Source organism: Parvibacter caecicola (genome assembly GCF_003725335.1).
Lineage (GTDB): Bacteria > Actinomycetota > Coriobacteriia > Coriobacteriales > Eggerthellaceae > Parvibacter > Parvibacter caecicola.
The window spans coordinates 269,680-282,801 of record NZ_QIBY01000001.1; the positions used below are offsets into that span (position 1 = coordinate 269,680).

At 65.2% G+C, this 13,122-nt stretch carries 14 protein-coding genes; 3 read left to right on the forward strand and 11 right to left on the reverse strand.

Features of this window, described 5'->3' with window-relative positions; all coding sequences use genetic code 11:
- Positions 1-2 precede the first annotated feature (2 nt).
- Complete coding sequence (locus tag DMP11_RS01140; RefSeq protein ID WP_123184651.1) at positions 3-941, reverse strand: ABC transporter ATP-binding protein; 939 nt, start codon at positions 939-941, stop codon at positions 3-5.
- 156 nt (positions 942-1,097) lie between these two features.
- Between DMP11_RS01140 and DMP11_RS01145 the strand changes: the two genes are divergently transcribed.
- On the forward strand, positions 1,098-2,189 hold the full coding sequence (locus tag DMP11_RS01145; RefSeq protein ID WP_161555262.1) for a sensor histidine kinase: 1,092 nt from the start codon (positions 1,098-1,100) through the stop codon (positions 2,187-2,189).
- Entirely contained in the window at positions 2,186-2,848 is a 663-nt protein-coding gene (locus tag DMP11_RS01150) for a response regulator (protein ID WP_123184652.1), read from the forward strand. Before DMP11_RS01145 ends, DMP11_RS01150 begins: the two co-directional genes overlap by 4 nt.
- On the opposite strand, the gene DMP11_RS01155 is transcribed toward DMP11_RS01150, so the two are convergent.
- The 5 genes from DMP11_RS01155 to aroC all read right to left on the reverse strand — a co-directional run bounded on the left by DMP11_RS01155 (position 2,845) and on the right by aroC (position 7,866).
- Entirely contained in the window at positions 2,845-3,984 is a 1,140-nt protein-coding gene (locus tag DMP11_RS01155; RefSeq protein WP_123184653.1) for a M24 family metallopeptidase, read from the reverse strand. The two genes, DMP11_RS01150 and DMP11_RS01155, sit on opposite strands and share 4 nt — an antisense overlap.
- Positions 3,974-4,426 carry a type II 3-dehydroquinate dehydratase gene (gene aroQ / locus DMP11_RS01160; RefSeq protein ID WP_123184654.1) on the reverse strand — a complete coding sequence of 151 codons (453 nt, stop codon included), beginning with the start codon at positions 4,424-4,426 and terminating at the stop codon, positions 3,974-3,976. Before aroQ ends, DMP11_RS01155 begins: the two co-directional genes overlap by 11 nt.
- A 315-nt stretch (positions 4,427-4,741) precedes the next feature.
- On the reverse strand, positions 4,742-5,848 hold the full coding sequence (aroB, locus tag DMP11_RS01165) for a 3-dehydroquinate synthase (RefSeq protein ID WP_123184655.1): 1,107 nt from the start codon (positions 5,846-5,848) through the stop codon (positions 4,742-4,744).
- Between the two features lie 8 nt (positions 5,849-5,856).
- Complete coding sequence (locus DMP11_RS01170) at positions 5,857-6,396, reverse strand: shikimate kinase (protein WP_123184827.1); 540 nt, start codon at positions 6,394-6,396, stop codon at positions 5,857-5,859.
- A gap of 303 nt (positions 6,397-6,699) precedes the next feature.
- The gene (aroC, locus tag DMP11_RS01175) at positions 6,700-7,866 is read right to left on the reverse strand and encodes a chorismate synthase (protein WP_123184656.1); all 1,167 of its coding nucleotides are present in this window, start codon (positions 7,864-7,866) and stop codon (positions 6,700-6,702) included.
- A gap of 278 nt (positions 7,867-8,144) precedes the next feature.
- On the opposite strand from aroC, the gene DMP11_RS01180 reads away from it, so the two are divergent.
- Positions 8,145-9,224, forward strand: coding sequence for an XRE family transcriptional regulator (locus tag DMP11_RS01180; RefSeq protein WP_123184657.1), 1,080 nt, complete (start codon positions 8,145-8,147; stop codon positions 9,222-9,224).
- Here the strand turns inward: DMP11_RS01180 and DMP11_RS01185 are convergent.
- The 5 genes from DMP11_RS01185 to mltG form a co-directional block, all read right to left on the reverse strand.
- Complete coding sequence (locus DMP11_RS01185; RefSeq protein WP_123184658.1) at positions 9,221-9,625, reverse strand: HEPN domain-containing protein; 405 nt, start codon at positions 9,623-9,625, stop codon at positions 9,221-9,223. The two genes, DMP11_RS01180 and DMP11_RS01185, sit on opposite strands and share 4 nt — an antisense overlap.
- Positions 9,618-10,139 (reverse strand): helix-turn-helix domain-containing protein, encoded by a 522-nt coding sequence (locus DMP11_RS01190; protein ID WP_123184659.1) that lies wholly within the window; start codon positions 10,137-10,139, stop codon positions 9,618-9,620. The genes DMP11_RS01185 and DMP11_RS01190 overlap by 8 nt, the downstream gene beginning before the upstream one ends.
- Positions 10,140-10,214: 75 nt before the next feature.
- Positions 10,215-11,162 (reverse strand): shikimate dehydrogenase family protein, encoded by a 948-nt coding sequence (locus DMP11_RS01195; protein ID WP_123184660.1) that lies wholly within the window; start codon positions 11,160-11,162, stop codon positions 10,215-10,217.
- Between the two features lie 277 nt (positions 11,163-11,439).
- On the reverse strand, positions 11,440-11,976 hold the full coding sequence (locus DMP11_RS01200) for a YqeG family HAD IIIA-type phosphatase (protein ID WP_123184661.1): 537 nt from the start codon (positions 11,974-11,976) through the stop codon (positions 11,440-11,442).
- Positions 11,977-11,982: 6 nt separating this feature from the next.
- Entirely contained in the window at positions 11,983-13,119 is a 1,137-nt protein-coding gene (gene mltG / locus DMP11_RS01205; RefSeq protein WP_123184662.1) for an endolytic transglycosylase MltG, read from the reverse strand.
- Between the last annotated feature and the right edge of the window lie 3 nt (positions 13,120-13,122).

A 13,122-nucleotide genomic window follows, 5' to 3' on the forward strand; every position in this document is an offset into this window, starting at 1 on the left:
CCTTAATCCCGCAGCTGTTTGCCGGTTATCTCAAGGAACACGTCGTTCAACGTGGGGGGCTCGGAGTACAGGCGCCCCACGGCGATGGAGGCGTCCGCCAGCACCCCCAGCACGTCCCCCACATTGTGGGCCCCTTGCTCGCAGTGCACCGAAAGCAGCTCGCCGTCGTAGTCGATGCGGCGCACGTGGGGCAGGCTGGCGATGCGGCGCCGCACCTCGTCGGGCAGGAGCGCCACTTCCGCGCGGATGCGCTCGCCGGTGCCCACCATGGCCTTCAGCTCGGCGTTGGTGCCCACCGCCACCGCGCGGCCGCGGTCCATGATCATGATGCGGGAGCAAATCTCCTCCACTTCTTCCATGTAATGGCTGGTATAGACCACCGTGCAGCCGCGCTCGTTCATGAGGCGAATGCCCTCCAGGATGGCGTTGCGGCTTTGGGGATCCACCGCCACCGTGGGTTCGTCGAAGAAGGCCAGGCTGGGACAGTGCGCGATGCCGCAGGCGATGTTCAGGCGCCGCAGCAGGCCGCCGGAGAGCTTGCGGGGGCGGAACTTGCGGTAATCCTCAAGCCCCACGAAGCTGATGGCCTCCTCCACAAGGCGCCTGCGCTCCTTGCGATCGGCCACGTACAGGGCGCAGAAGAAGTCGATGTTCTCCTGCACGGTGAGCTCTTCGAACAGGGCCACGTTCTGGGGCACCACGCCGATCTTGCGTTTGAGCTGGTAGGCGGTGGGGGTCATGGGCTGCCCGAACAGCTGGATGATTCCCTTGTCGTAGGTGAGCAGCTGCAGTATGCAGTTGATGGCGGTGGTCTTTCCCGAACCGTTGGGTCCCAGAAGCCCGAACACCTCCCCCGGCTGTATGGTCAGATCGAAATGGTCCAGCGCCATCACGTCCCCATAGCGCTTCACCAGATTGTTCACTTCGACGATGGCGCTCATCGGCCTCCTGCTCCCTTCTGCGCCGTTGCCCCGCCGGCATGGCGGGCAAACGCTCCTCTCGGCTTTTTCGCATTGTGCCCCGAAACCGCCGCTGCCCGTAAGTGCCAAATGTCACCACTTTCAAGCTGCCCGCGGCGGCGCCGCTATAATGGCCCCATGGATCGCGCCATAGACCAAACAGTGCTTCTCGTCCTTTGCACCGCTTGCGCCCTGCACGGGCTGCCAGGGGAAAACCCTGCTGTCCTGGTGGGGGCCTGCCTCGCGGCCTTTTCGGCGGCAGGCCTGATGGAGTTCTTCCGCGCCGCGCCCCACAAGGCGGCAACGGGCATCGTCTTCCTTGCAGCCTGCTGCGCCTGGGCGCCCCTGGGCGCCTTCGCCCCGCTGGGGGCCTACGGCGCCGTGGTCAACCATCAGCGCTGGCTGGCGCCGCTGTGGCTGGTGCCGCTTTTGCTCTGCTGGCCCCGCTTGAACCCCGCCGCCTTCGGGGCGCTGGCGCTTTTGGCGGCGCTGGCGGCGTTCATGGCATGGCGAAGCCGCACGCGCACTGCCGAAGAGCAACGCCTGCGCACCCTGCGGGATAATTTGCAAGAAGAACACCTGGCGCTGGCCGCCCGCGCCCGCAACCTCCAAGAACGCCAGGATTTGGAAGTGCACTGCGCCGTGCTGGACGAACGGGGCCGCATCGCCCGTGAAATCCACGACAACGTGGGGCACCTGCTCACCCGGGCACTGCTGCAAACCCGGGCGCTCGCAGTAAGCCGGCAAGAAGACGCGGCCCTGAGCGCGGCCATCGCCCCGCTGGAAACCACGCTGGACGAAGCGCTGGCCACCGTCCGCGCCAGCGTCCACAACCTGCACCAGGAAGCATTCGACCCGCGCCAGGCGCTTGAAGAGGCGGTTTGCGATTTGCCCTCGCTTCAGGGAACGCTGCGCTACGAGGTGTGCCACCTGCCGCGCCCGGTGGCCCTGGCGGCCATCGCCATCGTGCGGGAAGGGCTCTCCAACGCCGTCAACCACGGGCACGCCTCCGCCGCCTCCGTCGCGCTGGAGGAGTTCCCCGGATTTTTCCGGCTGCGTCTGGAAAACAACGGCACCGCCCGGCCCACCGACACCGACGGAATGGGCATCGCCTCCATGCGCCAGCGAGCCGAGGCCCTGGGCGGCAGCTTCTCGTTCGCTCCGCGCGAGCCGCACCTTGCCGGCAGCCGCATCATCGCCACGTTCCCCAAGCAGCAGGAGCAGCCATGACCGAAAGCCCCCTCACCGTCGTGATGATCGACGACGACCCCTTCATCCTGGAATCGCTGACCACCATCCTGCAGGCCAACGGCCGGGTGCAGGTGGCTGCCGTCAGCACCAGCGGCGCCGACGCGCTGGCACTGTACCGCCGCTTTCGCCCCCAGGTGCTGCTGTTGGACATCCGCATGTCCCTCGTCTCGGGCCTCGCCGCCGCAGAAGAGGTGCTCGCGGCGTTTCCGCAGGCGAACATCGTGTTCCTTACCACGTTCGCCGACGATGACTACCTGGTGCGGGCCCTGGCGCTGGGAGCGCGCGGCTACCTGATAAAGCAAGACACCGCCCAACTGGAGCAGGCGCTCTTCGCCGCTGCCGACGGCCAAACGGTGCTGGGGCAGGAAGTGAGCGGCCGCGTGGGGCAGCTGATGGCGAAGGGGCGCGCCCGAACGCAGCAGGCCGGCTGCGACGCCAGCAGCTTCGGTGCGCAGCTCAGCCAAAGGGAACGGGAAGCGGCCCGCCTGATCGCAGAAGGACTGGACAACCGCGAAATCGCCCAGGCGCTGTACCTCTCGGAGGGCACGGTGCGCAACTACATTTCCGCCATTCTGCAGAAAACGGGGCTGCGGGACCGCACCCAGATAGCCATCGCCTGGTGGCGCGGCAGCCGCTAAATCACCACCATCTCGTGGGTGGAGGCGGTGAACACGTCGAAACCGGTTTCCGTCACCACGCCGAAATCCTCCAAGCGCATGCCGAAACGACCTGGCAGGTAGATACCCGGCTCCACGGTAACTACGTTGCCGGCCGCAAGCGGCTGAGGGTTGCGGGGCGAGAGCACCGGCTGTTCGTGGATGTCCAACCCCACACCGTGCCCCAGCCCGTGGCCCATTTTGCCCCCGAAGCCGTGGCCCTCCAGCACGTCCTCGGCCAGTTGATGGGCCTCGGCGCCGGTAACGCCGGGGGCCAGCATCGCCTCTACCGCCTCGTTGGCGGCCCGCAGCGCCTCCCAGGCCGCCGCCATCTCCCCCTCTGGCATCCCCAGAAAAACCGTGCGGGTCATGTCCGAGCAATAGCCGGCGAAGCGGGCACCGAAGTCCAGCACCACGCACTGCCCCGCCTCCAGCACCGTTTCGCCGGGAATGGCGTGGGGGCTCGCGCCGTTTTCGCCAGTGGCCACGATGGAAGGGAACGCCAAGCCCTCTGCCCCGTGGGTCATCATGTAGTTTTCCAGCTCCAGCTGCACCTCGCGCTCGGTCACGCCCGGCGCCATGAATCGCACGATGTGGGCGAAAGCGGCGTCGGTCATGGCTTGGGCCCAGCGCATGCGAGCAATCTCGTAGGGGTCCTTCACGGCCCGCAGCCCCACCACCACGCCATCGGTTTCCCGCAGCGGAAGCGGGGCCTCCCCCTCGCCAAAGGCCTTTTCAAGCGCGCGGTATTCGCGAAGTTCGATGGAATCCTCGATGCCTAGCTTATCCGCCGCCTCAGCCATGAAACGGTGGTTCCATAGCTTCGCCGCGAAGGCCCCGTGGCCCTCCCGCACGTCGTTCACCGCGATGCCGGTGCCCTCGGCCGCCCGACGGCACGCTTCGCTGTAACGGGAATCGGTGTGCAGCACGGCGCGCCCCTGATCTACGAACAGGGCATGGGCCGCCTCTTCATCGAACACGCGGTCGAAGGCGGTGAGCCATTGGATGTTGGAAGTGCCGCGCGCCAGAAAGGCGGTCAGCCCCTCTTCGGCCATGCGGGCCCGCAGCCGCCCCAGGTGGCGGGCCGGGGCTTGGGCGTCTGTCAGCTCATCGGCCATCTTCGGCCCCCTCCCAGCTCTTCAGCAAAATATCAAAGGCCCGCAGGTAACCCTCCTTGCCCAGCCCCTTCACTTGGGCGATGCAGGCGGGCGCGATAACCGACGTGCGGCGGAACTCCTCCCGTTTGGAGATATCGGAGATGTGGATTTCCACCACAGGCACATCGATACATTCCACCGCATCGTGCAGCGCATAGGAGTAATGGGTGTGGGCGCCGGGATTGTACACGATGCCGTCGTAGTTGCCATGGGCGGCCTGCAGCGCGTCCACCAGAGTCCCCTCGTGGTTCGACTGGAAGCAATCCACCTGCACCCCATGGGCGCGGCCGTACTCCTCCACCATCTGCTCGATGGAGGCCAAGGTGTCGCTGCCATAAATGGCAGGATCGCGCACCCCCAGCATGTTCAAGTTAGGGCCGTTCATCAACAGCACTTTTCTCATCGCTAAATCCTTTCTGGGACAAGCATCTCGTGCATACTTCGTAGGGCAGAGATTCTATCTCCGACCGACGAGCAACGCGAACTTCGTTAGGCAGAGATTCTATCTCTGCCTAACGGACAGCCGGCACACGGTCGCAACCCAGGCAGACATAGAATGTCTGCCCTACGAAATCAAACCGCAAGGGCGCCATGCCCGCACATCCGTCAACCCGCACGGGCGCCAGAGCCGCCACGTCCACACCGTCGTTAAACGGCACATCCGTCAAGGCCGCAATGTTAACGAGTCAGGCGGCCCCAGCATTGCCCCTGTTTGCGGCTATTCGCCGAAGTAGAGGCGCAGGTGCTCCAGAATCGTGTCGTCGTCCACGGAAACCAACTCCCAAGCGCCCACGTCGGCCGGCAGCACGAAACGCACCGCCCCTTGGCGGGCCTTCTTGTCCCGTTTCATGGCGTTCAAGATATCTTCGGCCGGCGCCTTCCAATCCAGCACCGAAAGCCCCAGCTGATCCAGAAGCGCGTCCTGCGCCTCCACCAGCTCAAGCGGCGTGCCCGCAAGCGTCTGCCCCAGCCGCGCCGCGAAGCGCATGCCCTCGGCCACTGCGGCCCCGTGGGAATAGGTGCCGTAGCCGGCCAGCGTTTCGATGGCGTGCCCCAGCGTATGACCATAGTTCAAACACTCGCGCACTCCGCGGCTCTCGGTTTTGTCCTGGGCCACCACCCCCGCCTTGAACACCACCGAGCGGGCGATGGCCTCCCGCACCACGTCCGGCTGCCGCTCCGCCAACAGGGGGGCATTTTCCACCAGCCAGAAGAAGAAATCGTCCGAATCGATGAGGGCCGACTTCGCGATTTCGGCGCACCCGCAGGCCCACTCCCGCTCGTCCAGCGTGGCAAGCACATCGGTGGAGGCGCACACGTAACTGGGCTGGAGGAAGGTGCCCACCAGGTTCTTGCCGGCATCCAGGTTGATGCCGGTTTTGCCCCCCACAGAAGAATCCACCATGGAAAGAAGTGTGGTGGGCACTTGCACCACCCGCACGCCGCGCATGTAGGTGGCCCCGGCGAAGCCGGCCAGATCGCCCACCACGCCGCCGCCCAGCGCCACCACCACGCTGTCGCGGGCCAGCCCCAAGGCAGCCATGGCGCTCCATACTTCGCCGATAACCTCAACGCATTTCGCCTCTTCGCCGGCGGGAACCGTAATGTCGCTCACCGGGCAGCCGAGCGTTGCCAACCCCTGCTTGCAGGTTTCCAGGTACAGCGGCGCCACGTTGGAATCGCTGATTACCAATATGCGGCTGGGGGGCTGAACCTCCAGCACCGGTGCCAACTTCGCCCCCAGGTCTTTGAGGATGTCCTCGCCGATGCGCACGTCATACTGACGCTCGCCGGGAATGTCCACCACCACACGCGTTGCCGCCATTGCTCCTCCTAGGATAAGGTGTCTCGTTCTTCAGCTGCCGCTTGCCCGTCTTTCGGCTGCGGCCGCACATCGCCGCGGCGCCGCAGCGCCCCCATCACCTCATAAGCGATTTGGGCCACCGACTTGCCGGCGGTGTCCACCACCACATCGGCCGCCGCATCGTAAAGGGGGGCGCGCCGCTCGCACAGGGCGCGGGCACCCTCGATGTCGTTGAACAGCGGCCTTGTACTCTTGTTGCTGATGCGGCCGGCCGCCTCGTCGGCGGAAACCCGCAGATGCACCACGGTTCCCAGCCTCTCCAGCAACTCCCGGTTCTCCGACCGCTCCACAATGCCACCGCCGCAGGATACCAGCGACGGGTTGGGGCTTTCCCCCACCTCCCGCAGCACATCGGTTTCGATGGCGCGGAAGGCCGCCTCCCCGTCTTCGGCGAAGATGTCGCGGATCACGCGCCCTTCGCGCCGCTCCAGGTAAACGTCCAAATCGATGGCGGAGAACTTCCAACGGCGGGCCATGTAGCGGGAGACGCTGGTTTTCCCGGCTCCCATGAAGCCCACGAAGAACACCGGCCTGGCGAGGGCCGCTGGGGCCTCTTCGCGCCTGGGGGCCGGAGAACCCTGCCGTTTGGGCCCCGGTTTTCGCCCGCTGGCCGCGCGCTTTTCCGGTGCAGCCGGGGAAGCGGCCGCCCCTTCCCGTTGGCCGGCGCCGCGCTTTCCGCGCCGTTTCCGCCGCCGCGCACCCGAGCGCTTGCCCCCCTCGTTTTGCCGGCCGCCTTCACCGCGCGCCGTCGCATCGGCGCCCGAAGGTGCCGGCCCTTGCCCGTTGCCAGAAGGTTTCGCCATGGGCACGGCCTATCGCGCAAAGGCCCGCAGGCGGCCCTTGTACTGTTCCAAGTTGCGACGAATGTCGGCCATGCAGGTGCCGCCGAAGGCCTCCTGGTAGGCACTGGCCAGCACGAAGGCCACCTCCGCCTCCGCCACCACGGCGGCAGCGGGAACGGCGCACACATCCGAGCGCTCTTTCGACGCCTCTTCCGGCGCCAGGGTTTCCAGGTTCACAGTGGAAAGCGGCGTCATCAGCGTGGGAATGGGCTTCATAGCCGCCGTCACCACCAAAGGCAAGCCGCTGGTCATGCCGCCCTCAAGGCCGCCGGCGTTGTTGGAGGCGCGGTCGAAGCCGGCGCCCGCCAGCAGAATGGGGTCATGCACCTGACTGCCGGGCAGCTGGGCCGCCTCGAAGCCAAGGCCGAATTCAACGCCTTTGATGGCGGGAATGGAGAACAGGGCCGCCCCCAGCTGCCCGGTGAGGCGCCCCTTGGCCTGGGCGTAGGTGCCAAGGCCCGGCACCAGGCCGGTAGCCACCACCCGGAAGGTGCCCCCCAGGCTCTCGCCGGCGCGGCGGGCGCGGTTGATGGCCTGCTTCATGGCTTCGGTGGCCGCGGCATCGGGGCAGCGCATTTCGGAAGTCTCGATGGCCATGGGGTTGTAGGAGGCGGCATCGGCCGGGGAGGCCTCCTTCATGGCCACATCCCCCACCGACACCACATAGGAGTAAATTTCCACCCCCAACTCCGCCAAGAACTCGCGGGCGATGCCGGCGGCGGCCACCCGTGCCGCCGTCTCGCGGGCGCTGGCCCGCTCCAGGATGTCGCGGCAGTCGTCGGTGTTGGTGCGCAGGGCCCCCACCAAATCGGCATGGCCGGGGCGCGGGGTAACTTCCCGCTTGAGGTCGGCCGGAGGCTGGCCGTCGGCCGCCATGCGCTCGGTCCAGTTGACCCAGTCGCGGTTCTCCACCACCAGCGCCACCGGGCTTCCCAGGGTGCGGCCGAAGCGCACGCCGGAAACGATGCGAGCATGATCGCGCTCGATGGTCATGCGGCCGCCGCGGCCGTAACCGCTCTGGCGGCGCGAAAGGTCGTAATCAATCTGCTCGGCGGAAACCTTCAGCCCCGCCGGCACATCTTCCACAATAGCCACCAGTTCAGGGCCGTGGCTCTCCCCCGCCGTCACATAGCGCATGCGCTCCCGCTTTCTGTCGCTCAAACGTTGCGGGTAATTGTAGCGCAGCCCCAAACCCCAGGCCCGAAAAGCCAACCCCAACAGCCCAATCCGCACATTGTGCGGCGGCGCGCCGGGGAGCTGCTTGCCCGACCACCCTCCGTGCTACAATCTCACCCATGGTACGCTCAACCGACATATTCGAGCTTCGACTCTTCGACCAGCCGCTCTTACGCTTTTCGTTCGGAGAAGACAATCCGGCTGTTCTGCACGAATGGGACAGTTCGCGCCAGCACCTCATGCCGCTGGGCCTCCAGCTCACCGACGAGGGCCTATGGCGGTGGCTTTCCACGCGGGCCATCCCCCAGAACCGCCGCTTCGCCACCGAGCTGTGCCGGTCGCTGGGGCTTTCCACAAACGACCGCAGCGGCATCTTGGCCATAAGCCGCGGTCTTTCGCTCAACGACTCCTACTGGATTGCGCCCGAAGGGAGCGATGGGTCCTTCGCCGAGTGCAACCTCTATGACAACGATTTTTCATCGGTGCTGGCCGCCGTGGCCTACACCGGCATCGTGAGCGACCAGCGGGGACTCACTCCCACCACCCCCGAGCTGACCACCAATGGCAACCTCCGCAAGGCCTGGCGCATCGAAGCCGATGGAACGCGGCGCCTTTACAAAGGCAGCAGCGAGTCTGGCGAATTCGGCGAAACGCGAGCGGAATTCCTCGCGGCCCAGGTGGCCGCGACCATGGGCCTTAATGCCGTGGCGTACGGTCTCACCCGCTGGGACGCCGCCTCCCCCGACGCGTGCTGCAGTTGCGATTGCTTCTGCACACCCGAAGTATCCTACGTGCCCCAAGCGCTCGCCTTCGGCCAGTCCTCTCACACGGGCGCCGTGAAATCGTACCTGCGCTGGGGGCTGGAGCACTTTGAGGATTACGCCTCCATGATGGTGTTCGACGCGCTGATTTACAACACCGACCGCCATCTCACCAATTTCGGCGTGCTGCGCGACAGCCGTAGCGGAGATTTGCTGGGCGCGGCTCCTGTTTTCGACAACGGCCGCTCCCTTTTCTTCAACCATGAATTCAGCCAGGTGGGCTCCTTCGACACGGAAGCCCAGTTTGTGCTCCCCTCCTGGCCGCAGGTCACCTTTGACGAGCAGGCGGCCCGCCTGATGGGGCAACGGCAAATCTGCCAACTGGAAGCGCTGGCCCGCTTCGAGTTCGCCAACAGCGAAGAGGAGCCATTCCCGGAAGACTTCCTGCGCAGGCTTTCCGCCTTCATTCAACGCCGCGCCGAAAAGCTGGCCGCCCTGCGGCCCGTCTCCCGGGAAGAGCTGCTGGCCCGCGCCCAAACTAGCGCCGAGCGCCCCTAACCGATGGCCTCCCGCTCCCGCTTAGCCACCTGCTGCAGGTAAGCGTCGATTTCGGGAAGGGCCCGTTCAATCTTGCGCGCCTCGATGGCGTAGCCAAGAATGTAGCGGCTCTTCGCCTCCCACTGCGTGAGCATCTCCGCATGATCGTCCAGGTACTCTGGCAGCGTGAAATCCACATCCGTCTCGCGCCCGATGCGAATGAGCTGATCGATGTCGTGAGTTTTGGGATACTCCACCCCGTCCTGCTCCAGCAGATACTTCAGGCACAGCTCCATTGCCTGTTGAAGGTGATACCCCACGGCGTTGAGCTGCTCTTCGTCGCCACCAGAATGACGGTGCAGAATTTGAGCCGTTTTCAGATTCGCCACAGATTTGTCGAACAGGGTGCCTGCGCTAGCCATACACCCGCACCCCCTTCTGCTCTATCTCGCGCTTCAAGCGCTCGTCCGCCGTGCGGTTCGTCCACAGATCGCAGGGAAAATCGAAAGCTATCTTGACCTCCCCGTCCCCGTCTGCCAGCTCAAGGTACACGTCCAGATCGCTGTCCTGGCGGCAGCGCTGCGTAACACTCGACCCGAATATGGTAACCGACTTCACCGCATCGTTGCCGCGCAGCGCATCGAGCAGCTGGCGAACTTTGCGCTGCTGCAACGGGTACACGCGCTCGCAATTGGGAAACGGATCGGGAATGCACACCTTCCAGCGCGACTTCTCGGGCACGAAGTACGGATCTTTTTCACCGGGCGCATCGGCGGCCATCGCAGGCGCCAACTTCTCCATCATGGCCAAAACATAAGGGGCAGGCGAGCTTTTGCCCTGCTCCCACTGCTGCAGCGTGCGCACAGGTATCTGGAAAGCCTCCGAAAACCCCTTCTGGCTCAGCCCTGTTGATGCCCTTAGCTCTTTGATGCCCATAAAGCTCCTAGCTATACGTTATTAACGTATAGTACATCATCCCAGCTGCATCCCGCAACCATGGGGCCGCGCCGCTTAAAGCTGGCCGGGGAACCCGGCGTCGGCCATCAGGCGGAAAATGCCATCGAAGCCAAGTTCGGTCTCCACCCCCGACAGATCGAACAGGATGAGGGCTGTGACCACCGCCTGCCCCACCAGCATGCCAGCGCCGTTCACGAACTGGCAGCCCCGCTCCTTTGCAGCCTTCGCCAGCGCCATTTCCCCATGGCCGTACACCACGTCCATCACGAACTGCCCATCGCTCAACAGAGCCGGGTCGAAAGGGGCAGGGTCGCCCGCGTGCATCCCCAGCGGCGTAGCGTCGATGATCACATCGGCGGCGGAAATGGCCTTGGTGGAAGTGGCGTAACTGCCGTACTTGAACGAGCAGTCGCGATAGGTGTCGGCAATGGAGCGGTGATGGTCGTGGGCCGCGGGCATGCCGGCCGATGCCTCGGCCATCTTCCGCAACTGGCGCACGTAGCCCTGCGCCTGCGCCTTGGCTTTTTCCACCTGGCGCCCCAGCAGCAGCACCTCAGCCGCGCCGGCAATGGCGGCAGCGTGGTAGATGGCCAAGGAAGTGGGGCCGGTGCCGCATACGGCCACCCGTTTTCCGGCAAAATTCACCCCTGCCCGCTCAAGATAGGCTACGCAACCCTCGCCGTCGGTGTTGTAAGCCAGCAGCTTTTCGCCGAACGAGATGAGCAGGTTGCAACCGCCGGCCAACTGCGCGGACGCCGCCTTCACATCCGCCTTCTCAAGCGCCAAAGGCTTGTAGGGAGTGGTGATGTTGATGGAGAAGAACTCGCGGGCGTCAAGGAACTCGGCCGCCTGCGAAGCGTCGGCGATATCCATGAGGCCGTAAGTCCAAGGCAGCGTCAAGTAACCGTACAGGGCATTGTACATGGCCGGCGATTTGGAGTGGGCCACCGGATGCCCCAGCACGTAGAGCTGCTTCGCTTCATCGTTGCCCGTTGCGGTCATTGCGGTTCCTTTTCTTGAAATATCACTTGCGGCCTCGCCTGGGCCGTTCGCGGTTGCTGATTAGGCAGAGATAGAATCTCTGCCCTACGAAATCGCACATAAGAGCCCGCGAACGCAGCACCATTCCTGCCATGGGGCGCAATCGCGCGCAAGGCCTGCAAACGCAACGCCACCCCCTGCCATGGGCGAAATCGCGCGCGAGCGGCCGCGGGCACGACACTATCCCCGACCCCTGTCATGCGAGTGACTGCGGGCATGACATTATCCCCGTCCCCTGTCATGGGGTTTGACGGGACGGGTCATCTGCGACGACGGAAACGGGCTCGGGGCGCCGGTTACCCAGCACGGCCCGCTCAAAGTTGCGCAGCGCCATGGTGTGGGGCAAATCCACTTCCACCAGCGGCTGCACCATGTACACGGGCAATCCCACCAGGTGGGCCCCTAGCACATCGGTGAGCAGCTGGTCGCCCACCACCACCGTGTTCTTGCGGGTGCCGCCCACCTTGGCCAGCCCCAGCAAAAACCCTTGGGGCAGGGGCTTGCAAGACTTCCCCACCACCGGCACGTCCAACACGCCCGCCAACTGGTGCACACTGGCATGCCAATTGTTGGACACCAGGCAGAACTCCACGCCGGCCGTGCGCGCCTTGCCCAGCCACACCCCCACGTCACGGGGTATGTCATGGGTGGCTCGGGAGAGAATGGTGTTGTCCACGTCCAGCAGCACATGGCCGAAACCGGCCCCCATCAAATCCCGCTGGATATCGATGGAGCTTATGCGCGAAAAATACCGTTCCGGCGACAGCAGTGCCACGGCGCCCTAGTTTCCGTTGATGGCGCTTTGGTGCTGCTCGTAGGTTTCGCTGAAGATGGTCTCGCCAGCGGTACCGTCGCTATTGGAGGGAGTGTAGAAGTACATGTAGCTGGTCTGGGCCGGGCTGCACACTGCCTTGATCGCCTCAAGGCCCGGCGAACAGATGGGCGTGGGGGGCAGCCCCGGATTGCTGTAGGTGCTGTAAGGGGTGTCGGCGTGCACTTCTTCGGCGCTGGGCTGGTGCCCCACCTCGTAGGCGGTGGTGGCATCGGACTCCAGGTACGGGCGGTCGGAGCCGAGGCGGTTGTAGAACACGCTGGCCACCTGCGGCCGCTCGTCGGCCACCGCCACTTCCTTCTCGACGATGGAGGCCAGGTTCACGGCCTCGTACAGGTTCAGCCCCGCCTCGGTGGGGTACGCCCAATCCAGCCCGGCGGTTTCCGTCTGGAACTGTCCCAGCATCATGCGCACCACAGCGCCGGCATCGGCGCTCTCCTCCACCGTGTAGGTTTTGGGGAACAGGAAGCCCTCCAGCGAATTATTGCCGGCGGTTTCCAAGAAGGGGAACTCCTGCGCCCAGGCGCTGGCATCGGAGGAAGCGTCCATGAACGACTCCACGCTGATGCGGCCGCCGGTGGCGTTGGACACCGCTTCGGCCGTGGCCTGGCGAGTGAGTCCTTCGGGGATGGTAACGGTGTTCCCGGTGGCCGCGGGTCCTGCCTGCAGCAAGGCCACAATGTCGCGGGCAGGGGTTTGCCCCGCAATCTCGTACTGGCCGGGAATGAGGGACGAATCTGCCTTCATCTCGCGGGCGGCGTTCACGAACTCGTCCGCAGAAGCCAGCAGCTTGGCGTCCGCCAGGCTTTTCCCAATGGCAGACGCGCCCTCTCCTTCCTTCACCACGATGGTGGCGGTTTCATCGGCGGACAGCAGATCGGGGCCCGCAACGCAGCGGCTCACCCCCACCGCGATGGCGATGAGGGCCGCGATGGCCAGCACCAGCGCGATGATGGCGGGCACCTTGGAGTGCTTGGGGCGGATGGCGGTGGTGTCGTAAGTGCGGAACATCGCATCGCCGCGGGCGTGGGCCGCCCGTGCCGCATGGGTGGGTCGCTCGGAATAAGTGATGTTGTTCTTCCTCATTGG